The 26,664-nt window shown below is 56.2% G+C and carries 20 protein-coding genes; 8 read left to right on the forward strand and 12 right to left on the reverse strand.

The window, feature by feature from the left end; all coding sequences use genetic code 11:
• The first annotated feature begins 35 nt into the window (after positions 1-35).
• The gene (locus IGS16_RS06395) at positions 36-1,454 is read left to right on the forward strand and encodes an amidohydrolase (RefSeq protein ID WP_297084321.1); all 1,419 of its coding nucleotides are present in this window, start codon (positions 36-38) and stop codon (positions 1,452-1,454) included.
• Between the two features lie 127 nt (positions 1,455-1,581).
• Here IGS16_RS06395 and IGS16_RS06400 read toward each other — a convergent pair whose 3' ends face one another.
• The 5 genes from IGS16_RS06400 to IGS16_RS06420 form a co-directional block, all read right to left on the reverse strand.
• Entirely contained in the window at positions 1,582-2,373 is a 792-nt protein-coding gene (locus tag IGS16_RS06400; RefSeq protein ID WP_297084322.1) for an energy-coupling factor ABC transporter ATP-binding protein, read from the reverse strand.
• Positions 2,374-2,410: 37 nt separating this feature from the next.
• Positions 2,411-3,283: a cobalt ECF transporter T component CbiQ gene (gene cbiQ, locus IGS16_RS06405; protein ID WP_297084323.1), complete on the reverse strand. Its 873-nt coding sequence runs from the start codon at positions 3,281-3,283 to the stop codon at positions 2,411-2,413.
• Positions 3,280-3,999, reverse strand: coding sequence for a cobalt transporter CbiM (gene cbiM / locus IGS16_RS06410; RefSeq protein WP_297084325.1), 720 nt, complete (start codon positions 3,997-3,999; stop codon positions 3,280-3,282). Before cbiM ends, cbiQ begins: the two co-directional genes overlap by 4 nt.
• Positions 3,986-4,606 carry a carboxypeptidase-like regulatory domain-containing protein gene (locus IGS16_RS06415; protein ID WP_297084327.1) on the reverse strand — a complete coding sequence of 207 codons (621 nt, stop codon included), beginning with the start codon at positions 4,604-4,606 and terminating at the stop codon, positions 3,986-3,988. Before IGS16_RS06415 ends, cbiM begins: the two co-directional genes overlap by 14 nt.
• 150 nt (positions 4,607-4,756) lie before the next feature.
• Positions 4,757-5,620, reverse strand: coding sequence for a DUF4382 domain-containing protein (locus IGS16_RS06420; RefSeq protein WP_297084330.1), 864 nt, complete (start codon positions 5,618-5,620; stop codon positions 4,757-4,759).
• Between the two features lie 633 nt (positions 5,621-6,253).
• Here IGS16_RS06420 and IGS16_RS06425 point away from each other — a divergent pair.
• The 4 genes from IGS16_RS06425 (at position 6,254) to IGS16_RS06440 (ending at position 9,716) form a co-directional block, all read left to right on the forward strand.
• Complete coding sequence (locus IGS16_RS06425) at positions 6,254-6,649, forward strand: DUF309 domain-containing protein (protein WP_297084332.1); 396 nt, start codon at positions 6,254-6,256, stop codon at positions 6,647-6,649.
• Between the two features lie 400 nt (positions 6,650-7,049).
• Positions 7,050-7,514: an LptA/OstA family protein gene (locus IGS16_RS06430; protein ID WP_172354955.1), complete on the forward strand. Its 465-nt coding sequence runs from the start codon at positions 7,050-7,052 to the stop codon at positions 7,512-7,514.
• A 129-nt stretch (positions 7,515-7,643) separates the two neighbouring features.
• Complete coding sequence (gene lptB, locus IGS16_RS06435; protein ID WP_068507664.1) at positions 7,644-8,372, forward strand: LPS export ABC transporter ATP-binding protein; 729 nt, start codon at positions 7,644-7,646, stop codon at positions 8,370-8,372.
• A gap of 231 nt (positions 8,373-8,603) precedes the next feature.
• Positions 8,604-9,716, forward strand: a complete 1,113-nt coding sequence (locus tag IGS16_RS06440) for an LptF/LptG family permease (RefSeq protein WP_068515870.1) — start codon at positions 8,604-8,606, stop codon at positions 9,714-9,716.
• On the opposite strand, the gene IGS16_RS06445 is transcribed toward IGS16_RS06440, so the two are convergent.
• Positions 9,713-10,489 (reverse strand): glycerophosphodiester phosphodiesterase, encoded by a 777-nt coding sequence (locus IGS16_RS06445; RefSeq protein WP_156434849.1) that lies wholly within the window; start codon positions 10,487-10,489, stop codon positions 9,713-9,715. The two genes, IGS16_RS06440 and IGS16_RS06445, sit on opposite strands and share 4 nt — an antisense overlap.
• A gap of 192 nt (positions 10,490-10,681) precedes the next feature.
• Here IGS16_RS06445 and rpsD point away from each other — a divergent pair, with 192 nt between their 5' ends.
• The gene (gene rpsD, locus IGS16_RS06450; RefSeq protein ID WP_172354951.1) at positions 10,682-11,290 is read left to right on the forward strand and encodes a 30S ribosomal protein S4; all 609 of its coding nucleotides are present in this window, start codon (positions 10,682-10,684) and stop codon (positions 11,288-11,290) included.
• 386 nt (positions 11,291-11,676) lie between these two features.
• Here rpsD and IGS16_RS06455 read toward each other — a convergent pair whose 3' ends face one another.
• The 4 genes from IGS16_RS06455 to bcp form a co-directional block, all read right to left on the reverse strand.
• Positions 11,677-14,187: a glycogen/starch/alpha-glucan phosphorylase gene (locus tag IGS16_RS06455; RefSeq protein ID WP_297084334.1), complete on the reverse strand. Its 2,511-nt coding sequence runs from the start codon at positions 14,185-14,187 to the stop codon at positions 11,677-11,679.
• Between the two features lie 428 nt (positions 14,188-14,615).
• The gene (locus tag IGS16_RS06460) at positions 14,616-15,488 is read right to left on the reverse strand and encodes an alpha/beta hydrolase (protein WP_297084336.1); all 873 of its coding nucleotides are present in this window, start codon (positions 15,486-15,488) and stop codon (positions 14,616-14,618) included.
• A gap of 52 nt (positions 15,489-15,540) precedes the next feature.
• A complete protein-coding gene (locus IGS16_RS06465) occupies positions 15,541-15,996 on the reverse strand; it encodes an NUDIX hydrolase (RefSeq protein WP_068507673.1) in 456 nt (151 codons plus the stop codon).
• A gap of 40 nt (positions 15,997-16,036) precedes the next feature.
• Entirely contained in the window at positions 16,037-16,507 is a 471-nt protein-coding gene (gene bcp, locus IGS16_RS06470) for a thioredoxin-dependent thiol peroxidase (protein WP_068507675.1), read from the reverse strand.
• Between the two features lie 594 nt (positions 16,508-17,101).
• On the opposite strand from bcp, the gene IGS16_RS06475 reads away from it, so the two are divergent.
• Together IGS16_RS06475 and IGS16_RS06480 are read left to right on the forward strand one after the other, a co-directional pair.
• Complete coding sequence (locus IGS16_RS06475) at positions 17,102-20,596, forward strand: PAS domain-containing protein (protein ID WP_297084339.1); 3,495 nt, start codon at positions 17,102-17,104, stop codon at positions 20,594-20,596.
• Between the two features lie 14 nt (positions 20,597-20,610).
• Positions 20,611-21,705 (forward strand): ATP-binding protein, encoded by a 1,095-nt coding sequence (locus IGS16_RS06480; protein ID WP_297084340.1) that lies wholly within the window; start codon positions 20,611-20,613, stop codon positions 21,703-21,705.
• A gap of 143 nt (positions 21,706-21,848) precedes the next feature.
• On the opposite strand, the gene IGS16_RS06485 is transcribed toward IGS16_RS06480, so the two are convergent.
• Both IGS16_RS06485 and IGS16_RS06490 read right to left on the reverse strand, forming a co-directional pair.
• Positions 21,849-24,356 (reverse strand): right-handed parallel beta-helix repeat-containing protein, encoded by a 2,508-nt coding sequence (locus IGS16_RS06485; RefSeq protein ID WP_297084342.1) that lies wholly within the window; start codon positions 24,354-24,356, stop codon positions 21,849-21,851.
• 104 nt (positions 24,357-24,460) lie between these two features.
• The coding region (locus IGS16_RS06490) for a calcium-binding protein (protein ID WP_297084344.1) at positions 24,461-26,664 on the reverse strand (2,204 nt) is incomplete at its 5' end.

A 26,664-nucleotide genomic window follows, 5' to 3' on the forward strand; every position in this document is an offset into this window, starting at 1 on the left:
TCTCACCCCCGACTCTCTACCTCCAATCCTAATTTATGCAAACCCTGATTCAGTCTGTGCTGGCGCTCCAGGGCGATCACCTGGAGTCTGTCGATGTGCTAATAGCCGACACGCAAATTCACACCATTACGCCAGCAGGAACACTCTCCCCGTTGCCATATCAGCAGATTGTATCCGGAGAAGATAAGTTATTGCTCCCTGGTTTTGTGAATGGACATACCCATTCTTCTCAGGTGTGGCAGCGGGGGCTGATTCCTCAGTTGCCGCTGGAACTGTGGCTGGCAAACGTGTTTGATTCCACGCCACGGCAGTTAGAGCAGTTCTATTGGGGCGCAGTGAGTACGGCAGTGGATACGCTGCTGTCGGGCGGCACTTGCCTGATGGATCATGCGTATCTGATTCCGGGGCAGGAGCGGGAGACGGTAGAGGCGCTGGTACGCGGCTATCGGGAGGTGGGCATTCGCGCCGTGATTGCGCCGCTGATTCAGGATTTGCCGTTTGCGTCGGGCTTTCCAAAGGGCTGCCTGTTGCCGCAGTCTGCTTCGTCCCGGTCTGCGGCGGAGTGGCTGGCGCTGATGGAGACGCTGATTGACGAATTTCACGCTCCCGACGAGGGCATTTACATCGGGCTAGGGCCGACGGGTTTCCATCGCTGCTCGGACGAACTGCTGACGGGTTGTGCTGAACTGGGCGATCGCCATCAGCTTTGTTATCATACTCACCTGCTCGAAACCCGCACACAGTATCGTCTTGCCCAGGAACGCTATGGAATTAGTGCAGTGCAGCATCTCTACAATCTGGGCTGCCTGGGGCCGCGCACGTCTCTAGCTCACGGGGTCTGGATTGACGAGGCCGATATTCCGCTGCTGGCATCCACAGGGGCGACACTGGTGCATAATCCTGTCAGCAATTTGCGCCTGGGGAGCGGTGTGGCTCCCATTCTCAAGTGTTTGCAGGCGGGGCTAAATGTATCCTTTGGCTGCGACGGAGCCGCTAGCAACGATGCCCAAAACCTGCTGGAGGCGATCAAGCTAGGCACGATTTTGCATACCGTTTCCGACAGCGATTACGAGAACTGGCTAACGCCGGAGCGGGCGCTGCACTTGGCGACCGTCGGCGGCGCAAAGGGCGTGAATTTGGGCAATCGCACGGGCAGCCTTACTCCTGGAATGGACGCGGATCTGGTGCTTTACAACCTCGACCATCCTTCGATGCTGCCGCGCACCAACCCGCTCCAGCTTTTGGTATTGGGACGACCGACGCAGGTTGTCGATGCAGTGTGGGTGCAGGGGCGGCTACGGGTGGCAGGGGGCCAGGTGCAAACGGTGGACACCCACGCGCTGTACCGAGCATTGCGACAGCAGCCGCTAAACCCGGAAACCGGGCGATCGCAGCACCACTTGGTCGAATCTCACTATCGCAGCATCATGCTCAACGCTTCCACAGGGGAATAAGTCTTTGGAATTGGTTTTGGATTTTAGATTGGCGATTTTGGATTGCCCGTCCGCAAGGTGGCAATGGTTTTAGCGATTTTATGTGCGATCTTGTTTCAAAATAATCTGGGAAATGGGAGATGAAAGACTAGTCGTGGTGCGGCAGGATGTGGGGGATTAAGGAGTGGGGTTTTTCGAGACCATGCGCTTCCATGAGTTCCTGATCGCCCATGATCTGGCGCGGGTCGCCGTCGGCAATGATGCGCCCCTCGTCCAACAAAATGACGCGATCGCACACTTCTAGCACCAGTTCTAGATCGTGGGACGCGATCAGCAAGGTCTGGGGCGCACGCTGCAAAAACTGGATCAGGCGGCGACGGGTGCGGAGATCCAGGCTGGCAGAAGGTTCGTCATATAACACGACGCGGGGACGCATGGCCAAAATTCCGGCGATCGCCACCATCTGCTTTTGCCCGCCCGACAGGTGATGCGGCGGTCGCGCTGCGAGGTCGGCCGTACCCGTCAGCATCAGCGCCTCTTGCACCCGCTGGGCCACCTCTTCGGGCGACAGGCCCATATTCTGTGGGCCAAAGGCGACATCATCCCACACCGATGCCGAGAAAAGCTGATCGTTAGGCGATTGAAACAGTAGCCCCACGCCTGGATGAAACTGTCCTGGCAGCACAGGTTCTCCAAACAGGAAAATCTCGCCTGCGTCGGGGCGCAGCACCCCACACATCAGGGTGAACAGCGTCGTCTTGCCGCAGCCGTTGTGGCCGATGATGCCGACCCGTTCGCCGTCTGCGATTCGCAGCGACACGTCTTGCAATGTGCAGGGCTGCCCTGGATAGGCAAAGGTGAGATTTGCCACGGTCAGCGCGTCAGGAATAGAGGCGCAAACAGGGTCAGAGCAGGTTGGGCGGAGATCGGTTTGGGTCATTGAGTCAGGATTAGCGCGTTGGAAATGAAGCAGCGAGCTAGCGAAACGATAGAAGATGGGTAAATTGAGGAATGCCGGAGGAGACGGGGACGAATCCCAGCCCCAGAAGGGCGATCGCCAGACCAACCGCGCCCGCCAGCCCCATGACGCTAGCCAGACGGAGGTTGGAAAACGTCGTTTTGGGGTGGGCAACAGGTGCAGCGCTGGATCGGGGCGTATAGCCGTAGCCGCGCAGCCGCATGGCTTTGTAGACGCGCTCAGATTGTTCATAGCTGCGGATGAGTAAGGTCCCTGCCAAAGCAGATAAGTTACCCAGATCGGTTCGCCGGGGCAGGAAAGGGATGGAGAACTTCCGATGGCGATCGCCCGATGGAACTTGCCCAAAGCCGCGCAGCCGCATGGCCAGTTTCATAGTAGCCAGGGTTTCGGCTAGGTCAAATAAGTAGCGGTAGGTCAGCAGGGTCATGTCGGCCAGCACGGGCGGCAGGCCGAGCGATCGCAGCGCAGCCACTAGCGTCAGAAACGGCGTTGTGCCCAGCAAAATAAAGCCCGTTATGACGATGGCTAAAAATCGCCCCGCAATCAGCAGCATGGCAGACAGCCCTTCCTGACGCAGCGCCACCGGCCCCAGTTGCCACAGAACGGTCTGCCCCGAACAGAACGGCAGCAGCGCCACCACGCCCAGCAGAAAATAGCCTGGATAGCGGAGGCGCGATCGCAGAAACGAGAGGGGCAGCCGAGACAACCCGTAGAGCAAGAGGGCGATCGCCAGCACCACGGGCACCAGCCAGCCCCGCTCCACAAACGCAAAGGCAAACATCAGCGTCACCAGCCCCAGCAGCTTGCAGCGTGGCTCCCAGCGGTGGATCGGCGAGTCGAGATGGGCAAACTCATCCATCACCAGCCTCATGCGGCCCTCCCGCCCGTCGATTTTTTTGAGGGCTGGCTGGCTGGCTGCAACGCCGACGGGTCAGATCGAGTCGGGTCTTGTAACAGCTCTGGCTTGACCCGCCGCAAAAAGCCCACCAGCATTGCCGTAAACACGCCCTCAATCAGCGCCAGCGGAACATGCGACGCGACGAGTCCGTAGACGGCAACCCGTTCTGCCTGAGCATCCAGTCCACCGGGAATCGTCGCCAAAATCAGCCCAAAGAAGATGATTGCCGCCAGCCCCAGCCCAATGGCTCCGGCCAAAAATGCAAACAGGAGATCTGCCCGCCGCGCCCCCAGCCGCCGCCCAAACTGATGACGGAGTCGAAACACCCAGGCGGCTATCAGCGCCGGAAAGCCCATCATCACGGTGTTAACGCCCAGCGTCGTCAGGCCGCCGTGCCCAAACATGACCGCTTGCAGAAATAGCCCAATGGCGATCGCAGGCACCGCAAAATAGCCCAACACCGCGCCCAGCAGCCCGTTCAGCACCAGATGCACACTTGCTGGCGGAATCGGAATGTGAATGGACGACGCAATGAAAAAGGCTGCCGTCAGCAGTGATGCCTTGGGGATTTGCTCCGTCACGTCTGGCATTCGGTTAATTTTCCGCAGCGCATAACCCAGCAGCGGGGCCGCCAGCGCATAGCCACCAATGCAGACGGGCGCGGGGAGGATACCATCAGGTATGTGCATTGTGAGCCTTGGGTCTTCGAGAGAAAAACAGCGCCGTTCCTACGCAACCCCAGATGACCGAAGCCGCCATGACGAATCTTTGAATTGGATTTAGCCCGCCGCCGGAGCGCAATCCTGGGGGACTGATTGCAGAGGAACTGGTTTCAGGGGAACTGGTGGCAGCGGATGCAGGTTCACCAGCCTCCGCGACCGCATCGCCCCCCACCGGAATCACCAAAATTTCGCCATGCCCTGCCTGCCGCACTTGCACCTCCCAGTTGCCAGGTTGGGACGGGTCAGGCGCAAAGAGAAAGCGACCGGATTCATCGGCCGTGCCCCGCAGCCAGGGGGTTTGCGGATCGGCGGGCGAAAAGACCGCAACCTGGGCCCCAGACATGGGCTGTCCACCGTCGTAGCGAGCTTCCAGGGCGATCGCCCGCGTCTCCTGATAGGTAATATCAACCCCGTGGGCGTGGGCCGGTGCAGACAAGTTGGCGATGGTTATCCCCGTGGCGATCGCCAGCAACCCAAATCGCAGTGCCCCAAACCGTAGGGCGAGCCGCGTCCCAAGCTGTCTGAAAAAGTATTTCAACAAGCGCCCTACCCCTTGCGCTCTCTGGTCATTCATACTCAAACCTCGCCGTAAACTGCCCAACTTTAGCTCACTCAACTGCTGACAACTCAAATCGGATTCAAGGAACCAGATTCCACCCAGTCAGACCTAATCCGGATGCTCCTGAACCGTTCCCAAATCGCTCCAAACCTCAGGATACACAAGCTAAGACTGGCGACAGTGACCCTCGCCCACATGCCCCAGCGAGGGCAAGATACGGTCTAGCAAATCGCGGTTTTCCTTAGATAAGCTCGCGCCTAGGGTTTTCAAGTCGGCCCTAGCCTGTCCATTTTGAGCCAGCGCGGCGATCGGCTCAAAACCCAACGCTCCCATGTTGAGTTCATCATCTGCCGGAGCATCGCCATCCCCAAACAGGTGGTCAAAGTGGAACGTGGCTTCCAGGTCGGCGTTGCTATTCGCCTCCAGGATGCCCTTGCGTTCGTCCCCCACAAAATCCCCACAGGTAAACGTCATTTCGCGATCCAGGTTGAGGGTAAAGTTCACCGTTTGCCCATCTTTTACGCCCGTTCCCACGATCACCAACGCATAGCCCTTGGCAGGGCCGTCCTTGGCGTTCGCCATCCGCCATGACAGCGCATTATAGCGACCCGCCGGAGCCGCCACCTCTCCCACCAGAATCGGGTCTGCATTTTCATCGCCTGCCGCTAGGTCAACTGTTCCTTCGCCAGGCAGCGTCACCTGCTGCTGCGCCCGGATGGGGTCTGCGCCTTCGGGATTAAACGGCGGATCAGTCTGATAAGCGGTAATATCCGCTAGATTGACATACACATGGTCGAAAGACACCTCCCACCCATCCTTGGACACAAACCCCTGACGCACAAAATCTTCGCCGTTGGCCTGAATCTGCAAAGTCCCCTGACCTTGCGCCTGGGCCTGCGTTTCTCCCTGCTGGGCATTACTTTGAGGCGCATCGTCACCAGAGCAGGCAGAAAGCAGTCCAACTGCCAGCAGCGCAAACCCAGCACTTTTGACCGATGATCTAAGGGACGATTTGAATGATTGGTTCAAATAACTCTTCCACATACTTTTTTGCATGTCTTTTTGTGATGATTCAACTCGCCGTTCAAGCTATGCCTGACGATGCTTGCCAAATCTTGAATTAATATTGAGTTTCTTGTCGAATATAGCAGCCTCCACACAGTATCTTAGATAAGACCTGGGAGAAATAAATCTTCAGATTCACTTCAGATTCTCGACGGATTGCTGGAACTCTGTCTATGCTAAACCGGGCGATGTAATCAAGCTATACGGCCTTGAGACACAAACAGATTTAAAGCAGATTTCGCAGGTCTTTCAACAGTGCTTTTTAACACTCACAGTTAATCTGGTTGTGCCCCAGATTTCAATGCCCTCAGGGGGGATAGGACACAGATAGATATTTTGTAAATCTTTTTTATAAGAGGTAGATTAATCGACAAATAAACGCACCAGGAAAAGCTCAATTAGGGTCTTGCGGGTTCGTGCCCGATGGAAATGCTACAGGCATTCAATCGAGGTGTTTCAGGGTTTGACCGTAGAGATTTTGTATCAAGAGCAACTACATTATCAATTGCCTCTTGATATCGAGAAAGCTTTACTGTTAATCCGTTGATAATTTGGTTTATCTAGTGAATTTAATCCAATGAATTGATTCGGGAAAATATGCTTGAAGCAGCATTTTGGGATGGGGTTGAGCAATTTAATCATCGTCAATTCTATGAGTGTCATGACACCCTAGAGGCAATCTGGATGGAAGCAATGGAGCCAGATCGGACGTTTTATCAGGGTGTGCTGCAAATTGCGGTGGCGCTCTATCACCTCAGCAATGGCAACGGGCGTGGGGCAACAATGCTGCTGGGTGAGGGGCTGCGGCGACTGGGGCGCTATACACCAGACTATGGCGGGGTCGATGTGGAGCAGTTGGTTCACCAAAGCGCGGCGATCTTGGAGGACTTGCAGCAGCGCGGGCCAGAACAGGCGACGGAGCTATGGCGATCGCTCTCCACGTCTCCAGACTGCGAGGCCCCATGCCTGCCTACAATTCATCCCGTGAGATAGTGCCAAACAAGCCTGGTCGATTCGTTGCTCTGCGGATCTGTGTAGAAGGGCGATCGCCCTTGAAGAAATTCTCAGAGAATTTTTTGAGGGAACATCTCAGAAGATCGATTTGGGAAGCTTTTTGAGGAACCTTCTAAGGCGCTCTAGCGTCTTTTTCCCTTGAAAAGCTGGGACTCTGCGGATCTCGAACTGAGGGGCACAGCGCTAATATTGCTAATATTTTGCAGGGGCACCATGACCGTTCAGAACGCTGTCGGTTCGATTTCACTGGCTTTTGAATTCACCACCGGGCAACCCAATGATGGTTTTCTCTCGTTTTCTTAGCACTGCCACAGCAGGCGCACGTCGGGCAACGCAGGAAGCAAAACCGAAGGCGAAACATGCGAAACATGTGAAACAGATGTGGATCACTGGGTTGGCGATCGCCCTGACGCTGCCCACCGCCGCCTTCCACGCTGCCACCGCGCAGGCCCCGCCCCCGGCTGGCCAGCCCCTCCGTCTCGAAGCAGACACTACCGAAGCCAACGCTGTCACTGGGGTCATCACGGCGCGGGGGAATGTCCGCATCACCTACCCCGCCCGACAGATCCAGGCGACCGCTGTGCAGGCACAATACTTCAGCCGCGAGCGCCGCATCGTCCTCAGCGGCAATGTCTACGTCTTGCAAGAGGGCAACAGCCTGCGTGGCGAGGTGGTCACGTACCTAGTGGACGAAGGGCGCTTCCTCGCCCTCCCCGATCGCGGGCAGCAGGTCGAAGCCATCTACATCGTGCCCGACCCCAACCCCACCACGGGCAGCAACCCCGCCGCACCGCCCGCTTTCAATCCCAAACCAGAATTCAAGCTTCCTGAAAGTCCAGAATAATTTGGATTTGCGTATTACTCATGGGGTCAGACGGATAACCCGTTTGGGTAGATTTAGGCACTCCTGCCTTCTGAACCGCCGCTTGTTTGATAAAATCATTGGCTGATTCCATCTGCTGCGAGTACGCCGTTGAAGATTGTCTTAGAGAACATTCATAAATCTTACGGGCGGCGGCAGGTAGTCAATCGCGTCAGCCTTTCAGTTGGGCAAGGCGAAGTGGTAGGGCTGCTGGGGCCAAACGGGGCTGGCAAGACGACCACCTTTTATATTGCAACGGGAATCGAGCGCCCAGACCAAGGCCGCGTCTGGCTAGACAATCAGGAAATTACTCGTTTGCCAATTCAGGAACGCGCCAGGATGGGCGTTGGCTACTTGGCCCAAGAGCCAAGCATTTTCCGCAACCTCAGCGTGCGTGACAACATCCTGCTTGTCTTTCAACAAACCGGCGTACCTGCCGAAGAGCATGAGGCTCGGCTCCGCGGACTACTCAAGGAATTTCGCCTGGAAACTGTTGCAGGGACACCCGGAAACCGCGTATCTGGCGGAGAGCGCCGCCGCACCGAAATCGCCCGCGCCCTGGCCGCAGGCATCCACGGGCCCCAGTTTCTTTTATTGGACGAACCCTTTGCAGGCGTTGACCCAATCGCCGTTGCCGAAATTCAGGAGATTATTGCCACCCTGCGCGATCGCCAAATTGGTATCCTAATCACCGACCACAACGTCCGCGAAACCCTCGCCATCACCGACCGCGCCTACATCATGCGCGATGGCGAAATCCTCGCCTCCGGCAGCACCGAAGAACTTTACGCCAATCCCCTGGTGCGGCAGTATTACCTGGGCGATAGCTTTCAGCCTTGAGCGGGTTAGAGCATGGCGGGGTGGGGAGGGGACAGCCGGATTACTCTGATGCGAAAGCGGCTCCAAAAGCACCTCCAACCCCCCTGACCCCCTGCAACAGGCTATTCTCCCTCAGCTTCTTCCCCTGCACCTTCTTCTCCTGCACAAAACTCACCCCTTCCTATGACCACCCTCACTCGCCCCTACCAGCCCCGCCAGCCCTGGTGGCAGCGCCTTCTGCCGATTCCGGTGATGGATCGGTACATCATTTCAGAATTGCTGCCAACGTTCCTCTTTGGGGTGGGGGCGTTTACCTCAATTGGGGTATCGGTGGATAGTCTGTTCTATCTAGTGAACCAGGTGGTTGAAAAGGGGTTACCGATTGCCAAAGCCATCGAGGTGCTGCTCCTCAAGTTTCCCGAATTCATTGTGTATGGGCTGCCGATGGCGACGCTGCTTTCCACGCTGATGACCTTTGGGCGGCTGTCGAGCGATAGCGAACTGGTGGCGCTGCGAGGCTGCGGCATTAGCACCCAGCGCTTGATGCTGCCTGCGCTGATTTTTTGCCTGTTGATCACGGGGCTGATGTTTGCGTTTAACGAGTCGATTGTGCCTGCGGCAAATTTGCGGGCTTCGACAACGCTGCGGGCGGCGCTGAATCAGGAGCAGGTAGAATATCGAGAGAGCAATATTCTCTATCAGGAGTTTCAACAGGTTCAACAGCCGGATGGCAGCCGCGAAAGCGCCCTAGCGCGAATTTTTTACTCGAAGGAGTTTGACGGCAAACGGATGCGGGGGCTGACGATTCTCGATTTTTCACGGGAAGGACTCAATCAAATTGTGAGTGCCGAGTCGGCCCAGTGGAATCCGCAGCAGAGCGCCTGGGACTTTGAAAACGGCACAATTTATGTGGTGTCGCCGGATGGCTCGTTTCGGAATATTGTGCGGTTTACCGAGCAGCAGCTCGCCCTGCCGCGATCGCCCCTCGACTTGGCCCAGCGCAGCAAGGACTATGGCGAAATGAACATCGCCGAATCGCGGGAATATTTGAAGATCATCGAGCCAGCGGGCAACCTGGGCAAAATTCGCGAACTGAGGGTGCGAATTCAGCAGAAGATTTCGCTGCCGTTTGTCTGCGTCGTCTTTGGGCTGGTAGGGGCAACGCTGGGGTCACAACTGCGGCGGGCTGGGCGAGCAACTGGGTTCGCCCTTAGTATTCTAATTATTTTTGCGTACTATATCCTGTACTTCATTTTTGGGGCGATCGCCCAAGCTGGGGCCCTGCCCCCTGTGCTGGGGGCCTGGATTCCCAACCTATTTGGACTCGCTGCCGGACTTTTGCTGATGGTTCGGGCATCGCGCTAGAGTCGCCCCGCCAGCACTGCATCAGGATGCGCCGCGCGGATCTGCATTCCCACATCGGGCCGATCAGTGATGATGCCCTGAATCCGGCGATCGCCCAGCAAATCCGTCATCAGCGGCTCATCGTTCACCGTCCACACCCAAACTGGGCGATCGCCCATCACCACCTGCGACAGCAGGCTATGGCTCAGCAGTTGCCAGTTTGGGGCAATAAAATCGGCTCGCATTTCTCGGACGCGATCGCGCACCGACTTCGCATTCAGCCGAAACGACTTGCAAAACTTAACCGTACCATGACCAAATAAAAACCCCGCCTTAACGTCGGGGTAGTGTTGCTTGATGCGGCGGATGGCAAAGGGGTGGAACGACGTAACCACCATCGACTCAGCATCGAAGGCTGGCCTGAGGATTTCCATCACCTGCTTTTCGTAGCCGGCCTCTTTTAGCTCGACATCCAGCCGGATTTTTCCTTTGCACAAATCCACGACCTCTGTCAGGGTGGGAATATCGGGGTCGAGGGTTTGCAGTTCAGTGTAGGTCAGCTTGCGAATGGGCTTCTCGTTCACGTCGGCATCGTGGTAGATCACCAGCACGCGGTCTTTGGTGCGGCGCACGTCAAACTCCACCATGTCTGCCCCAAAGGCGATCGCCCGCTCAAACGCTGACAGCGTATTTTCCTTGGCATTTGCCGATGCGCCCCGGTGGGCAATGATTAGCGGTTGCATACTCGTCCACTCCAGCGCTGAATCGTTCAGTCCATAGTCTACAGTTCCCACGGAACCTTGCTGCGTGTTCTGTATGCCAGTTGATTTTGAGTAACCGGAGAGAGACGGGTAGAGCGCCACCCCATCGAATCCCCCTCCGTTCCTCTCTCTTTGCTTCCAAGGTGCCCTCAAAATTGATCTTTTCACTTCGCAGATAAAGCGATACAATGTTAGTTTTGGGAAAGCATTTCGGAGAGGAATCTAATGGCACGATATCGAGGTCCCCGCCTCAGAGTGGTGCGCCGTCTGGGAGAACTGCCCGGACTGACGCGCAAAAGCCCCAAGCGGGCATATCCCCCCGGACAGCACGGTCAGGCCCGCAAAAAGCGGACTGAGTATGCCGTCCGTCTAGAAGAGAAGCAAAAGCTCCGGTACAACTACGGTCTTACCGAGCGTCAACTGCTTCGCTATGTTCGCAAAGCTCGTCGCGCCTCTGGTTCTACAGGCGAGTCGCTGCTGCAACTGCTGGAAATGCGGCTGGATAACACCGTATTTCGCATGGGCATGGCTCCGACTATTCCAGCAGCGCGTCAGTTGGTGAATCATGGCCACGTCACCGTCAACGGCAGAGTGGTAGACATTCCCAGCTTCCAGTGCAAGCCCGGTATGGAAATCGGCGTGCGAGACAGCGATCGCTCTCGGAAGCTCGTAGAAGAAAATCTCCAGTTCCCCGGTTTGGCAAACCTGCCCAGCCACCTGGAGTTTGACAAAAACAAGCTGACTGGTAAGGTGAACGGCGTGATTGACCGGGAATGGGTTGCGCTATCGATCAATGAACTGCTGGTGGTGGAATACTACTCCAGACAGGCGTAAGAATTTCTGCGGACGGGCGATCGAGCTGGTCAGACGGCTTACAGTCAAACCCGCAAATTCTACGCAAAGTTCCCAATACTTCCAGATTACTTTCCAAAAAAATTCCAGTGTTGGCACTCGTGCGGCTGCGATGCCCTCTCTGAATCCGAATTGTTTTAGCGAAATATCAGGCGACTAGCCCAAAGTTGGTACGTTTGATATAAGACAAGCCTCCGGTGATCCGTCAGTCATCGGAGGCTTTTTTTGGCGATTCTCGACGAATTGGCCGGGGCGTTGGTCTGCTAAGGAGTGGATTTATAAAACGATTGCAGTATTACCGGATGAGGGCCTTTCTTGTTTCGCTAAAACTTCTCAGACACCCTCCTTACCACTCCTAACCCCAACCCCTAGATCTGTCGAAGTCCTGCCGTTTCTGAGCGATATTCGCCCAGCGTCACGCTCATCGGCTGGACGTGCCAGATGTCGTTGCAGTATTCCCGAATCGTGCGATCGGATGAGAACTTACCCATCCGAGCTACGTTCAGAATCGACATTCGCGTCCATTCGTCCTGGTTGCGATAGGCCTCGCTAACGCAATCTTGGCAGTCTACATAGGCGCGGTAGTCTGCCATCAGCATATACTCGTCGCCGTGCATCAGTGCGTCCACGATCGCCCGGAATAGATCCGGCTCCTTGGGTGAGAAGTAGCCGGAGCGGATAGAATCCACCACCTGGCGCAGTTCCTCATCGCCCTGATAGAAATGCTGCGGGTTGTAGCCCTTGGCTTTTATCTCCAGCACTTCGGGCGCAGTGAGTCCAAACAGGAAGAAGTTTTCTGCACCCACTTCTTCTCGAATTTCCACGTTTGCGCCGTCCAGCGTGCCAATGGTCAGCGCCCCGTTTAGCGCAAACTTCATGTTGCCGGTGCCCGATGCCTCTTTGCCAGCGGTGGAAATCTGCTCCGACAGGTCGGCAGCGGGATAGGAGATTTCACCCAGGGACACGCCGTAGTTCGCTAGGAAAATCACCTTGAGGCGATCGCCCACGTCGGGGTCATGGTTCACCATGTCAGCGACGGAGTTGATTAGCTTCACCACCATCTTGGCCATAAAATATCCCGGAGCCGCCTTGCCGCCAAAAATCACCGTGCGCGGCAGCATATCCATGCCGGGATTTGCCTTCATCCGGTGATAGAGCGTGATCACATGCAGCACGTTCAGCAATTGCCGCTTGTATTCGTGAATTCGCTTGATTTGCACATCAAACAGCGAATGGGGGCTGACTTCGATGCCGTTGTTGCGGAGAATGTGATCCGCCAGCCGCTGCTTGTTGAACTGCTTGATGTCGCGCCAGCGCTGCTGAAAATCGGCGTGATGAACAAATTCCTCCAGCCGACGCAGGTCGTCCAGGTTTGTAATCCAACGGTCGCCGATCTTTTCAGTAATTAGGCTTGACAGCGCCGGATTGCTCATCAGCAGCCAGCGCCGGGGCGTAATGCCGTTGGTCTTGTTCTGGAACTTCTCCGGGAACAGCTCGTAGAAGTCATGCATGAGTTCCTGCTTCACCAGTTCGGTGTGCAGCGCCGCTACGCCGTTGACCGTGTGGCTGCCGACGCAGGCCAGATGCGCCATCCGCACCATCTGCTCATGCCCTTCCTGAATCAGCGACATGCGGGCCAGGCGCTCCGGCTCATCAGGATACTTTGATCGCACCTCATCCAGAAACTTGTAGTTAATTTCGTAGATGATTTCCAGGTGGCGCGGCAGCAGCTTGCGGAACAGGTTCACCGACCACTTCTCCAGTGCTTCCGCCAGCAGCGTGTGGTTGGTGTAGGCAAAGGTGCGGCGAGTGATGTCCCAGGCGTGGTTCCACTCGACCCCGTGTTCGTCGATCAGCAGGCGCATCAGTTCCGCCACGCCGATTGCCGGGTGGGTGTCGTTGAGCTGGATTGCCACCTTATCCGGGAAAGCGTCGAAGTTGTCGTGCTTCCGCAGGTATAGGCGAATGATGTCTTGCAGAGAACAAGAGACGAAGAAATATTCCTGCTTGAGCCGCAGTTCCTTGCCCTGGGGCGTGTTGTCGTTGGGATAGAGAACCTTGGAAATGTTTTCCGAGAAGGTCTTGTCGGCAACAGCTTGAGTGTAGTCGCCTGCGTCGAACACCTGGAAGTTGAAATCTTCGCCAGCGCGGGCGCTCCACAGCCGCAGCGTGTTCACGGTGTTGTTGTGGTAGCCCGGAACGGGTGTGTCATAGGGCGTGCCGTAGACCGTGTTCCGCGCCATCCAGTGAACGCGGTAGTTGCCCTCGTCGTCGGTAAAGGCTTCGGTGTGTCCGCCGAATTTTACCTCAACGATGTAATCGGGGCGGGCGATTTCCCAGGGGTTGCCAAAGCGCAGCCAGTTGTCGGGGCATTCGTGCTGCCAGCCATTGGCGATGAGTTGCCGGAAGATGCCGAACTCGTAGCGGATGCCGTAGCCCATTGCGGGAATTTCCAGCGTCGCCATCGAGTCTAGAAAACAGGCGGCCAGGCGACCCAGACCGCCGTTGCCCAGGCCCGGTTCTTCTTCGCGCTCTAGCAAATCGTCCAGATTTAGCCCAGACTCTTTGAGGGCCTGACGCATCTGGTCATACATACCCAGGTTGATCAGGTTGTTGATCAGCAGCCGCCCAATGAGGAACTCGGCGGAGAGGTAGTAGACCATTTTGGCATCGCGCTCAAAATAGGTCTGGGCGGTCTTGATGCGGCGATGGGTGAGGCGATCGCGCACCGTGTAGGCCAGCGCCATGTAATAGTCGTAGGCCGTTGCAAAGTATTCGTCTTTCCCCTGGATGCAGTACAGGTTATCTGCCAGGGCCCGCTTGAGCGTGCCCACTTCCATTCCAGTGCGATCGTCCTCTACATGCATATGTCCAGTCATTCCTACGGAGATGTCGTGAAAGAGATGCTCGAACCACGATGCCAACTGGGGGATGAGGGCTGCTCCGGTGAAACCTGCCAGATCAGCACACTGAATCCACCACTGAAAACGTGCCTTAAGCGGCTAAGAAATTCATCACTTCATAGCATTTCTTGATGTGTGGGTTCCTTCGTGTAAGGAGGTTGGTGTAAGGAGGTTGTGCGTAGGGAGGTTGAAACACGCGAAACACACCGTTACCTGAACCATTCCCTAAATCTAATACCTAAAATCTAATACCTAAATCTAAACGCACCCACCTACCCTTAGAGACAGCTAGCTGCAACCTACATCGCTCAGTACGGCTGGATTAGTGTGCTGGATTACAGTTCTTCAGGCTTCAGATTAACTTCAGGATCGCAGCGGCGACAAACGCCTGACAGCGCGGCAGATCAGCCATTGCTACGGATATTATTCCGCATAAAAGCGTGAATTGAGCGGGCGACGATGTCTGGCGCAGTTTGCAATAAATCTTGGCCCGGCAGCGTTTGCACCTGGGCCCGGGGGGCATCGGTGTAGGCGCGAATCTGGGCGGCGATGAGGGAGCTTTCTGCGTCGCCTTGCAGCAGCAGCAGCGGTACTTTGAGCCAGGAGAGATGCTGTCCGTGGGTTCCGGTCGAGCTGCTGATCGGGCCGCTGGTCGAGCCACTAGACGTGCCGCCGATGTATTCTGCCTGAATTTCCACCGGACGACGGTTGAACAAGATTTGGCTGGCTGCGGGCGATCGCCGCCATAGGCGCACCCGTTCTTGCAGCTTTAGCACGCTGCGCCAACCCAGCAACCTTGCGACGGGCGCAACCAGATTCAGCAGCCAGCGGGCTAGAGGGACACGGGAGAGGAGCGATCGCCTACCGCGCCACCGCTGTTCGCTCCCCACCACCTTCACCCCCTCCGGAGCCAGCAGCACCAGTCCATCCACCTTTTCTTCGTGCTTTAGCGCAAAACTCGCCGCCACCCAAGCCCCTACGCCCACGCCCACCAGAGAGACCCGCCGCAGCCGCAGCGCCTCCAGCCACTCCGCCAGACAGTCCACCTCCAGCGCCACAGAATAATGCAGCCGCGGCCGCTCCGACTCGCCAAAACCCAGCAAATCTGGCATTAAACAGTGATACTGCTCGGCTAGCAAATCTACCACCGCTAGCCACTCGCCACCGTCGCTCCAGGTGTCGTGGAGCAGCACGATTGGCACGCCTTGCCCCACCTCACGCCAAAAGATCTGTCCCTGGGACAGGCGAATGCGTCCGTTGCGAATAGGTAGAGTCATCCTGAGGTGTCTGAAGTCGTCGGGATATGGGGAACCGACCCCAGACTACACATTACGCTAGCGTTGTCAGTCCTGCAAAATAATCCTGAAGCTGGCGATCGTGGTCGTGAGACAGGTGCCCGTGAGGAATGGCAGTCGGCTCAAACGCCCGCACCTCTTCCACCTCTAGCAGGTCTTGCACCATAAACGCGCCTTCGACCTCAACGGCGATCGCAATGCAGATCGAGTGAAACCGGGGGTCGCGACCAGGCGACGAATACACCCCCACCAGCCGCCGCACGTTGATCAGCCGCAGTCCTGTCTCTTCCTCTAGCTCCCGCTTCACCGAACTGTGAATATCTTCACCCCAGTCAATCATGCCACCAGGCAGGCTCCAGCGCCCGTTGTCTCGCCGCTTCACCAGCACAATTTTGCCGTCGGGCAGAATGGGGATAATGCTAGTGCCCGTCAGCGGATGCCGAAACACCACGCCGAGTCCTGTTTTCAGGTATCGCCAGACTTGATTCATAGCGGGGGGATGGCTGGGGTGATCGCAGGCGGGTCTGGAGCTATGCCCTAAGCGCTGCCAAATCTTCGAGGATTTGCGTTGCGTGATTGTCGGGCTTGACCTTGAGGTAGACTTTGGCAATCTTTCCATCCGGGTCAATCAGGAAGGTATTGCGGCTGATGCCCATATATTCCTTGCCCATAAACTTTTTCAGCCCATAGCTCTCGTAAGCCGTACCGACTGCGCCATCGGCATCCGTCAACAGTGGGAAAGGCAGATTGTACTTGGTCGTAAACTTGGTGTGCGATTTGGCATCGTCGGTGCTAACACCCAGCACCACCACGTCGCTAGCCTCGTAATCTGCATAGGCATCGCGAAACCCGCAGGCTTCGGTCGTACATCCCGGCGTATTGTCTCGCGGGTAGAAATACAGCACGACCCACTTGCCGCGAAAATCCTTGAGGTTTACAGGATTACCGTTGCCGTCGGGGAGGCTAAAGTCGGGGGCGGGGTCACCAGGTTTGAGCGGCATAAGGAGCTAGCGAATCAGGGTTTACGTCGAGAGTTTGAATATTGGCGCTTAAACCTTGGCACTTTAAACCTTGGCGCTTAAACCTTGGTAATTGAACCTCAGCGCTCAGATATTAAACGCTCAGATATTCAGCGCTCAGACGCTAGGCACTTAGAAACAGAGCCAAGCGTAGAGCGCTCAGTCTTGAAACCAGTGTGGGAATCAGAAATTCCCTCATAAATTGTAAACGGTGCGTTACGCCTTATCCGTCTTGACCGTACATCTTCTGTAAATCTGAAGATTCTGATGTAGATCCAACCGTCAGCCTATGAGACATGCTTAGTAAAAGGAACAGATGAGGACTTGATTTCTGGAACAGAAGTCGCGTATGTGTGAAACTCTGGCTTCATCATAGAAAACTATGATGGAAAGTCTGCCAAAGCGCATGAAGAAGAGATCAAGGAAGAAGTAGTGAAAAAAACTGTAAAAAACTGGCGGCAGTTCCGTTGTCTAAGTTATGAGAATTTACGGGTTTATTTCCGTTTCTTTAGAGCTTTTATAAAGCTAGTGTGCGATCGCCCTCCATTCCGCCTCATGCTTGTCTAACAGTATCCGATGGACGAATCGCCAGCGCCCCAATCTCAGATTCCCCCAGTCTCGTCTGCGGCACAGGCGGGTGATTTGGGCTGGGTTCCAGAGGGCGAAGCCGCGCTGCGATCGCGCATTGCCGAGCTAGAAGCCCAACTTCAGCAGCAGCAGGACGCGCTTCAGCAGGCTCAGGCCGCGCAGCAGATTCGGGAACAGTTGCAGGGATTGCTGGATGGCGTGGATGCGGCGATCGCCCAAATTCAGCACTTTGCCGACGGGCGCTGGCACTACACCTACTGCTCCGCTGGATATGCCCACATCTTTGGCTACTCTGCACAGGAGTTTATCGCGCAGCCCGGTCTGTGGCGAGAGCAGGTTCATCCAGACGATCGGGCGATCGCCCAAACCATCTTTGCCAATATCCTCGCGGTTCATCCAGACACCCCACCCAGCCAGCGCACCTTTGCAGTGGAGTATCGCTTTACCCATAAAACTGCGGGTCTGCGCTGGATTAGTACCCGGTTTCGAGTGCAGCCCCCGATTCCATCTGCGGATGGGCAAACCAGTCAGATCGTCAATGTCCTGAGTTTTGACATTACGGATCGAAAACAGGTCGATCTGGCTTTGCAACATCAAGAAGCCGTCCTGCGGGCTGCGCTTGACCTCAACCACATCGGGCTGTGGGACTGGAACCTGGAGACGGGGCAGGTTACCTGGAACGACAACCATTTCCGACTGCTAGGCCTAACCCCCAACCAGCAGCAGTCCAGCTATGACCTGTGGCGACAGTCCGTCCATCCCGACGACGTAGACTATGCCGAGCGAATGGCCGAACTCGCGCTCACCCAGCAGCAAGACTGTCGAGCCGAGTATCGGGTGATTTGGCCCGATGGAACCGTTCGCTGGATGCTGGCGCTGGCTCGCGGCCGATACGATGCCCATCATGTACCCATCCAGATGATTGGCGTGTTGATGGATATCACTGCTCGCAAGCAGGCGGAGGAGTCCCTGCGGCTATCTGAGGCGCGGCTGGCGGGCATTCTCGACATTGCCGCAGATGCCATTATTTCGGTTGACCAGTCTCAGCGGATCATTCTGTTTAATCAGAGCGCCGAGCGCATTTTTGGCTATGACAGCGCTGAGGTGATAGGACAGTCAATCGACCGGCTGCTGCCCCAGGATTTCTTTGAAACAAACCGTGAAACAGTCCGTGAGTCAACGCCGTTGCGATCGCCCCATCAGCGATCGCCCCTCCACTCAGAACCGCAGCGATGGAACAATCGGCTCTTGGGCGAGGTGCGGGCCCGCCGCAAAGACGGCAGCGAGTTTCCGGCCGAAGCCTCGGTGTCCAGGTTGGTGCAAGGCGGAGAGGTCGTGTTCACCGCCATCCTGCGAGACATCAGCGATCGCAAGCGAATTGAAGCCGATCGTTTGCAGGCCCAGGCCTCGCTGCATCAGCAGTTTGCCCGCGAACGAGCGCTCAACCGGGTCATGCAGGCGATTCGCAACTCACTTGACCTGCAAGATATCTTTGCCACTGCCACCCGCGAGGTCGCCTTCTTGCTGGCGGTGAACGGCGTTTGGGTGTCGCGCTACGACTCGCAGCGGGGAGTGTGGGTGGATGTGGCCAGCTATGCCCACAACGCTAACTTTCGCCCACCGGGTCTAGAGATTCCCGATGACAATAACCCGATTGCGGCTCGGCTCAAGCGCCTGGAAATTGTGCAGATCGATCGCAGCGAAGACTTGACTCTGGTAGACCCTGCCTATCCGGCGAAAGATGAAGCAACAGCAGCAGTTTGGCTGCTGGTACCACTACGGGTTGAGGGAATCGTGTGGGGGGCATTGGGTCTATCGTCCAATCGCCATATCAAGGCCTGGCGAGAAGACGAGGTAGCGCTGATTCGGCTCGTGGCTGATCAAATGGCGATCGCCATTCAGCAGTCTCATCTCTATGAAACGGCCCAAGCGGAACTAGCCGAGCGGCAGCGGGTCGAAGCCGATCTCCAGCGCCTTAACCAGGATCTCGAACAGCGGGTGCGAGAGCGCACTGCCCAGTTGCAAATTTCGCTATCCACTGCCCAAATGGGCATCTGGGAGCGCGACATGGCTACCGGAGCGCAAACCTGGTCGCCCGAAAACTATGCCGTTCTGGGCTATTGCACCGATGCCGACGGGCGCGTGCTGGATTCCCGTGGAAACGAAATCAGCCCCCGCCCGGTTCACCAGTCGTTTTACGACCGGGTGCATCCCGACGACCGAGAGCGGCTAGACAAAATTGAGTACGACTGTTTACAAACCCACACGCCGTATGACTTAGAGTATCGGGTCGTTTGGCTAGACGGCTCTACGCACTGGCTCTACGAACGGGGCACATATTTATTTGATGACGCGGGCGTTGCGGTCAAGCTGATCGGCGTGACGATGGACGTAACCCACCTCAAACAAACCGAAGCCGCGCTGCGCCAGAGCGAAGAAATGTTTCGGCAGTTGTTTGAAAACGCTCCGATTGGCATCCTGCTGCTGTCGCCAGAGACAGGGCATATCCTGCGGGCAAACCAGCGCTTTTGTAAAATGCTGGGCTATACCCCGGAGGAAATGACCCGCTTCACCCCCGCAGACATTACCTATCCGGCCGACTGGAATTTGTCTGCGCCGCTGCTGGAGCAAGCCATGCGCGAAACCAGTCGCCCCAGCAGCCCGCAAGAAGTTCCCCATTTCCGCATTGAAACGCGCCTGATTCACAAAGACGGGCAGATCCTCTGGGTGGAGTTGACGGCTTGCTTTGTTCGCAATGATCTGAGCCGACTGGGCTATGGCGTGGCGATGGTGCAGGAAATTGGCGATCGCAAACAGGCCGATGCCCAAATTCGCACCTCACTCCAGGAAAAAGAGGTGCTGCTCAAAGAGATCCACCATCGCGTCAAAAATAACTTGCAGGTGATTTCCAGCCTGCTGCGAATGCAGGCCCGCCGTCTAGATGATCGCACCACGGCCACGCTGCTGCTAGAATCCCAAAATCGGGTGCAGTCGATGGCGATTATTCACGAGCAGCTCTATCAATCGGCCAATTTCTCGCAAATCGACCTGGATAACTATATTCGGACGCTGGTGGCCAATTTGTTTCAAACCTATGGGGTGAGCCAGCAGCACATTGTTCCGGCGATCGCCACCCACGGACTTAGCCTTAACCTCAACACGGCTATTCCCTGCGGAATGATTATCAACGAGCTAGTCTCAAATGCGCTGAAATATGCCTTCCCAGAAGGCCGATCGGGTAATATTACTATTTGCGTAGAAATTCAGCCACCCGCCGACGGCACGACCTCCCGCCTGGGAAAGCTAACGGTAAGTGACGATGGTGTTGGAATGCCACCTGATTTGGACTGGCAGCATTCCAACTCCTTGGGATTGGTTATCGTCCGCAGCTTGGTTGCCCAGTTGCAGGGCGACCTAGAACTTCAGCATGAATTTGGGACGGCGTTTATCATTCGTTTTCCAATCGCTAATCTGCCTGCTTAACAGCCCGTTATCCTATGCCACCCACTCGTCTGCTCATTGTCGAAGATGAACACCTAATCGCATACGATCTGAGGGAATCGCTAGAGCGGTTTGGCTACGAGATTGTGGCAGTTGCCGACACGGGCATCGACGCAGTGCAACAAGCCGAGCAACTGCGGCCAGATCTGGTGCTGATGGATATCCGACTGCCCGGAGAGATGGACGGCATTGATGCGTCCGAACAAATTCAAACCCAACTCCATATTCCCGTGGTGTATCTCACGGCCAATGCCGATCAGGGGACGCTAGAGCGAGTTGCAGCCTCACACCCCTATGGATATGTCCTCAAACCCTTTAACGATCGCATTTTGGCGACCACAATTGAAATTGCCCTGGCCCGCCATCGCGCCGAAACTGCTGCCGCAGCGGCTCAGCAATTGACCGAAGCCGAAATGCAGCGCCGCGCCGAACATCTGGCAGTGGTTTCTCACGAAATTCGCACGCCGCTGATGGCAATCCGCGCCTGTGCCGACTCGTTGCAACGTTATGGCAACCTGCTCCCTCCGGATAAACAGCAGCAGCATCTTCAGCAGATCCAAACCGCTGCCGAAAGTCTCAGCCTCTTGCTAGAAGATATCCTCCTGCTAGAGCGAATGCATTCCGACCATCTGGAATTCTTCCCTACGCCTATTGATATCGCCAGTTTTTGCGAAGAGCAGGTTGAGGTCTGGCGCTATACCTCAGATCATCAGTGTGAATTGGCATTCTTTTCGGATGGAGCGCCTTGCATCACCCAGCTTGATCACAAGCTGTTGTGGCATGTGGTGAACAATCTGCTGTCGAATGCCGTGAAATATTCTCCTGAAGGGGGCTGTGTGTCTTTGACGGTGTCTTGCCAGCCAGACACGATTGGGCTTCAGGTCAAAGATGAGGGCATCGGCATTCCGCCAGAGGCCCTGCCGCAGTTGTTCGAGCCGTTTCATCGGGCCAGCAACGTCGGCGAAATTCCCGGCACGGGGCTGGGACTGGCGATCGCCAAACGCTGCATCGACCTCCACGGCGGTCAGATCAGCGTGGAAAGCACCTTGGGGGAAGGGACTGTGTTTACCGTACAGCTAAACAGGCTGTGAGGATTCAATAAGAATTCAATAATAGGACTTACGCAGTTGGACAATTTCTCGCGGACGCAGCCCACGAGAAATTGTCCAAAATCCAAAGAGCTTATCGCAAGTGCGTAAGTCCTGAATAAGAACAGTGAAGGCAGCAGGTTTGACTATCGGAAGCAAGACTGCGCCCCCGGCTTGTTCGTAAACACGGGCGGCCCCGGCAGCACTTCCACCGTCCCCGTGTTGCGCGTGGCAACCGTTGGCAAATCGCCCACCTCAAACAGCCCCCCCGCCGGATTGCTCAGGCGAATTCCGGCTGCACTCGTGTTGTTATTCACCACTGCACACACATCAGCAGCATTGCTGGTCGATGTAACGGTCAAATCCGGGTTGCCTGCCGTCAGATTGTCGGCGATTCGGTTGTCCTGAATATCGGCAATCGCAGTCGCAGCACTGTTAACCGTGAGACTAATGCCTGCCTGCGAATTACCAGAAATTTCATTGTCGCTGATGCCGCGAGAGTTGTTATCTGGGTCGGTCACAAATTCCTGAAAGGAGCGGTTGTTTGCAACGGCCTGGATGCCCGGCCCACCGTTGTTGCGGATGATGTTGTTCCCAATGCCAAACTCCTGCGCCGCCAAGCCATTTGCGGTGATATCAATGCCTGCGCCGCCATTGTTTTCGATTCGGTTGCGACGGAGGTAGACCTCCTGAGCAGAGGTGGTCAAGCTATCCAGCACGCTACCCACAACCTGCACACCCGCTCCGCTGCTCCCCTGAATAACGACGTTTTCCAGGGTAACCTCCTGAGAGCCTGTGTTATCCGCCTGAATCAGAACTCCCTGGTTCCCGCTGTTGAGAATGCGGCCCCAGCGGAGGTCGATTTGCTGATTGCCCACGTCGTTGGCTTGCACCAAAAGTCCCTGGTCGCGGCTGTCTGTAATCACCACGTTTTGTAGAGAGATGGTTTGTTCGGGGGTGAGGCTGGCGGGGCGATCGCCCTCCACCACCATCTCAATTCCCACCCGCTGACCGCTGGCTCGATAGCGGACGATGGTCACTTGGGTCGTACCGTCAGTAGTGTTGCGAATCAGCATCCCCTGCCCAGACCCCGCCCCGCCCGCAATGTTGCGAAGCTGATGGTCAAATATGACGACGCTGCCCGTTACGTTGTCCAAGAAAATGCCGCGATCGCCCGCATTCCGAATCGAGTTATCGCGCAGTTCAACATCTCGAATGCTAGTGCCGACAATCGCATTGCCCGCCGCCTCCTCTAGGCGAAATCCGGCTAAGACGGTACGGTTCCCCAATCTCACCAGATCTGCGCCGCCGCCCCGGATCACCGGAAAATTGCCATCGCCCGATAGAGGCAGCCGCACCAAAACGCCATCGCGATAATTCAGCACTGGGGAAAAGGGCAGCCGCACATCCGTTCGAGGAAAGCCCGGGAAGGGCAGACCGCCGAGTAGCTGGGCTGGCCCCTGGGACAGCACCTGTACCCGATCGGGAATGGTGAAGGCGGGAATATCTACCCTGCGCCCTGCATCGACGTACACCACATCGTTGCCGTCAGAGCGAGTGGCATTGAGAGCCGCTTGAACGGTTCCAAAGGGTCGCTCAAACGTCCCGTCGCCGCCCGCCCCCCGGCCCAAAATCACATGATGAAACCGATACGGCTGCTCTTCTTCCGGGTTCATCAAGGGCATCGTCACCTGCTGGGTCGAGCGCTCGACTTCTTGTTGACGATCAAGGGCAATGCCCCGCGCCCGCAGGATCGGCTCACCGAGTCGGGCCTGAACCAGCATCGGATTGCCGATCGGCCCGCGAGGGCGAATCCGGGGAAAGGTGAGCGTAGCTGAAAAGAGTAAGTGAGTGCCAAACAGATCGTCATCTTGGAGGGCGAGGCCCAGGTTCAAGCTAGGATTGACATCTGCATCTAGGCGCAACCGCCAACCCAAGGCGCTGTCGCCGCCTGCGGGGTCATAGAAATAGATGCCGCCATAGCCCCGCAAGTCTCCTCCCTGCCAGTGGGCAAGCCGAGCGCCTGCTTCCAGGTCAAACCCGCCAGCGGCCGCTTCGTAGGTTCGCAATCGCTGCTCCTCGATCAGATTTTCCAGGAGCAGAAAGTTGCCCTGAAAGCGGGTGCTGGTGTTCAGAATGCTGCTGATCTCCTGTTCGCGATCGACCTGACGGCGATCGCCAATCGGCAGGTAAGCATTGAAATGAAAATCCCAAATCGCGCCTAAGCTTTCTACCCCCAGCCCCAACTGATGAAACGTATTACGCCGGGTCTGGCGATTGTCGTAGGCCAGATAGCCCCCCCAGATCCGGTTGTCATCCGCATCGTAGAATCGGTGCCCCAGAAGCAGACTGCCTCCGAGGTTGCTCTCTTCACCCAGGTAAAGCCTTGGCTCCAGGAAGGTAATCCGCTCCCCCGGAGATTGATGCAGCGGGATAAATCCTTCCAGGTTTACTGCCTCTTCGTAACCCGATCCACCCGTGTTATAGCCTGCGCTAGCCCGCACTGGAATAACCAAGTCAATTGCAGAATTACTCGTGGGGGTATCGGGCGGGGGGGCTTCCTGGGCGCTGATGGGGCTTGGATTGAGAAAACCACTCAGCAGTACCTCTAGCAGGAGTCCACAGGAAACAAGCTTTAGGGGAAAACACTTCATCTTGGTTAGGGGTAAGCTCGACAAAACACGAGGCAAATAAGATAAGACCGCAGGAACTGCAACTAGAGGGTATCTGGAAATATCCAGAAAGATCCAGATACCTTCTAGAAAATAAAGTGACGAGCTTGCAGGGTGTTTGCATTTACGGCTTCTAGCACGCCCAGGGTCGCAAACTGACCCCCAATTTTGACATCCACTTGAGTATCTGCACCCACCTGACGCAGGCGGATGTTACTCATGGAGCCACGACCTCGGAAGATGGCTCGCAGGTCGATGCGATCGCGCACAATCTCAAAATCAGTGATGGTGTCGCCAAAGTCAGTCTTCGAGCGATAGATGAATAGGTCATTGCCTTGTCCACCGGTGAGGCGATCGCGTCCTTCACCGCCGATGATCCGGTCGTTGCCGCGGCCCCCGTTAATCACGTCGTCGCCTTCGTCACCTACTAGCAAATCGTTGCCACCGCCGCCGTTTAGCGTATCCCGACCCGTGCCGCCAAAAATCCGATCTCGACCGCGCCCCCCGTTGAGGAGGTCATCGCCTGCTCGACCGTAGATCAGGTCGTTGCCGCCGCCGCCGTTGATGATGTCATTGCCATCTCCGCCGTCCAGGTCATCGTTTCCAGTGCCGCCGTTGAGGATATCGTCGCCTTCATCCCCTCGCAGAATATCAGGATCGCTGCCGCCGTTGATGATGTCGTTTCCCCCACGGCCATAAAGACCATCGCGATCGCTAAACCCGTTTAGGATGTCATCTCCGTCGGTTCCGATGACGATATCTGCTCCTGAAGAGCCATTAATCGTGTTTTGGGATGAGATTTGGATGGTTGTTGTTGCAGGTGTACTGGTGCTGATGCCATCGCTGACTACAACAGTAATAGTGCGATTGGTTTGGTTGACTGAGCGGGCAGAGTTGTTGTAAGCAATTAAGGCGATCGCCAGCTTGTAATCTGCCAAGGATGCCGCACCGCTTAAAATCAGTTGCCCTGTCGCAGGGTTATAGGCAGAGGCAGTAATCCCTGGTGGCAGAGCACCCCGAATGCTAAGGCTCTCCAACGTGCCATTCGGTCGATTGACCAACGTAATCACAGCCTGCTGAAGAATCGTGCTGTCGGGATCGCTGATTGTTAGGTCAGGATCGGCGATTGCCACTGGAAAACCCTTCACAAAGCGGGTTTGATAATCCCGCCCAGAAGCACCGCTACTATCATCTGCATCCAAATCGATCGTAGGGGGCAGGTTTCCGCTCCCTCCTGTCACTGTAATGCTCAGCGTCGAGGTATCCGTCCCACCGTTGCCATCGCTAACCACATAACTCACAGGTGGCACCGGCCCTGTGTAGCCAGCAGCCGGAGTAAACGTAAACGTGCCGTTCGCGTTAATCGTCAGCGTGCCAATCCCCGGCAGGTTGGCTGTTTGTCCAGCGCTATAAGTGGTCGTACCAATCGTGAACTGGGTGATGCTGAGCGGGTCACCATCGGCATCCGTCGCATTCGAGAGCAGGTTCCCATTCAGCGGCGTATCTTTCGCAACGCTAAGGGTTTCATTCCCATCAAGAGGGGCACTATTGGACGGAGTAACCGTAATGCTGAGCGTAGAGTCATCAGTGGTTTCTCTACTATCCATGACAGTGTAGGTCACGGTTGGCACGGGCCCCACGTAACCCGTCACTGGAATAAATGTAAATGTGCCGTCTGCCTCAATAGTTAATGTGCCTACGCCTGGCAGAGTAACTGTATCCCCAGCACTGTAGTAGATACTATTGTCAATAGTGAACTGGATAACGCTAAACGAATCACCATCAGCATCCGTCGCATTTGCCAGTAGGTTGCCGCTCAGCGGCGTATTTTTTGCAGTGCTGAAAACTTCATCTCCATCTACCGGCGGATCGTTGACTGGCGTGACCGTAATGCTCAGCGTTGAGGTGTCTGTGCCCCCGTTGCCATCGCTGACGGTGTAACTCACAGGCGGCACCGGCCCGTTGTAGTTCGGCGCTGGGGTGAAAGTGAACGTGCCATTGGCGTTGATAACCAGCGTTCCCACGCCGGGAATATTGGCAGTGTCTCCAGCGGTGTAGGTGGTGCTGCCAATGGTGAAGGTGGTGATGCTGAGCGGGTCGCCATCTGGGTCATTGGCATTGCTCAGCAGGTTGCCACTCAGGGGGTTGTCTTCGGCAACGCTAAGGGTTTCGTTGCCATCGATGGGTGGATCGTTGACCGGAGTAACAGTAATGCTCAGCGTTGAGGTATCTGTTCCCCCGTTGCCATCGCTGACGGTGTAACTCACAGGCGGCACCGGCCCGTTGTAGT

The organism is Thermoleptolyngbya sp. C42_A2020_037, assembly GCF_015272455.1.
Lineage (GTDB): Bacteria > Cyanobacteriota > Cyanobacteriia > Elainellales > Elainellaceae > Thermoleptolyngbya.

Coding starts and splice junctions, on each gene's coding strand:
- IGS16_RS06440 (WP_068515870.1), top strand. CDS start 8,604: ATGGATCGGTACATCATTTCAGAATTGCTGCCAACGTTCCTCTTTGGG.
- rpsD (WP_172354951.1), top strand. CDS start 10,682: ATGGCACGATATCGAGGTCCCCGCCTCAGAGTGGTGCGCCGTCTGGGA.
- cbiQ (WP_297084323.1), bottom strand. CDS start 3,283: ATGAGGCTGGTGATGGATGAGTTTGCCCATCTCGACTCGCCGATCCAC.
- IGS16_RS06485 (WP_297084342.1), bottom strand. CDS start 24,356: ATGAAGTGTTTTCCCCTAAAGCTTGTTTCCTGTGGACTCCTGCTAGAG.
- IGS16_RS06400 (WP_297084322.1), bottom strand. CDS start 2,373: ATGACCCAAACCGATCTCCGCCCAACCTGCTCTGACCCTGTTTGCGCC.
- IGS16_RS06455 (WP_297084334.1), bottom strand. CDS start 14,187: ATGACTGGACATATGCATGTAGAGGACGATCGCACTGGAATGGAAGTG.
- IGS16_RS06415 (WP_297084327.1), bottom strand. CDS start 4,606: ATGAATGACCAGAGAGCGCAAGGGGTAGGGCGCTTGTTGAAATACTTT.
- bcp (WP_068507675.1), bottom strand. CDS start 16,507: ATGCCGCTCAAACCTGGTGACCCCGCCCCCGACTTTAGCCTCCCCGAC.
- IGS16_RS06480 (WP_297084340.1), top strand. CDS start 20,611: ATGCCACCCACTCGTCTGCTCATTGTCGAAGATGAACACCTAATCGCA.
- IGS16_RS06430 (WP_172354955.1), top strand. CDS start 7,050: ATGTGGATCACTGGGTTGGCGATCGCCCTGACGCTGCCCACCGCCGCC.
- IGS16_RS06460 (WP_297084336.1), bottom strand. CDS start 15,488: ATGACTCTACCTATTCGCAACGGACGCATTCGCCTGTCCCAGGGACAG.
- IGS16_RS06395 (WP_297084321.1), top strand. CDS start 36: ATGCAAACCCTGATTCAGTCTGTGCTGGCGCTCCAGGGCGATCACCTG.
- cbiM (WP_297084325.1), bottom strand. CDS start 3,999: ATGCACATACCTGATGGTATCCTCCCCGCGCCCGTCTGCATTGGTGGC.
- IGS16_RS06425 (WP_297084332.1), top strand. CDS start 6,254: ATGCTTGAAGCAGCATTTTGGGATGGGGTTGAGCAATTTAATCATCGT.
- IGS16_RS06475 (WP_297084339.1), top strand. CDS start 17,102: ATGGACGAATCGCCAGCGCCCCAATCTCAGATTCCCCCAGTCTCGTCT.
- IGS16_RS06465 (WP_068507673.1), bottom strand. CDS start 15,996: ATGAATCAAGTCTGGCGATACCTGAAAACAGGACTCGGCGTGGTGTTT.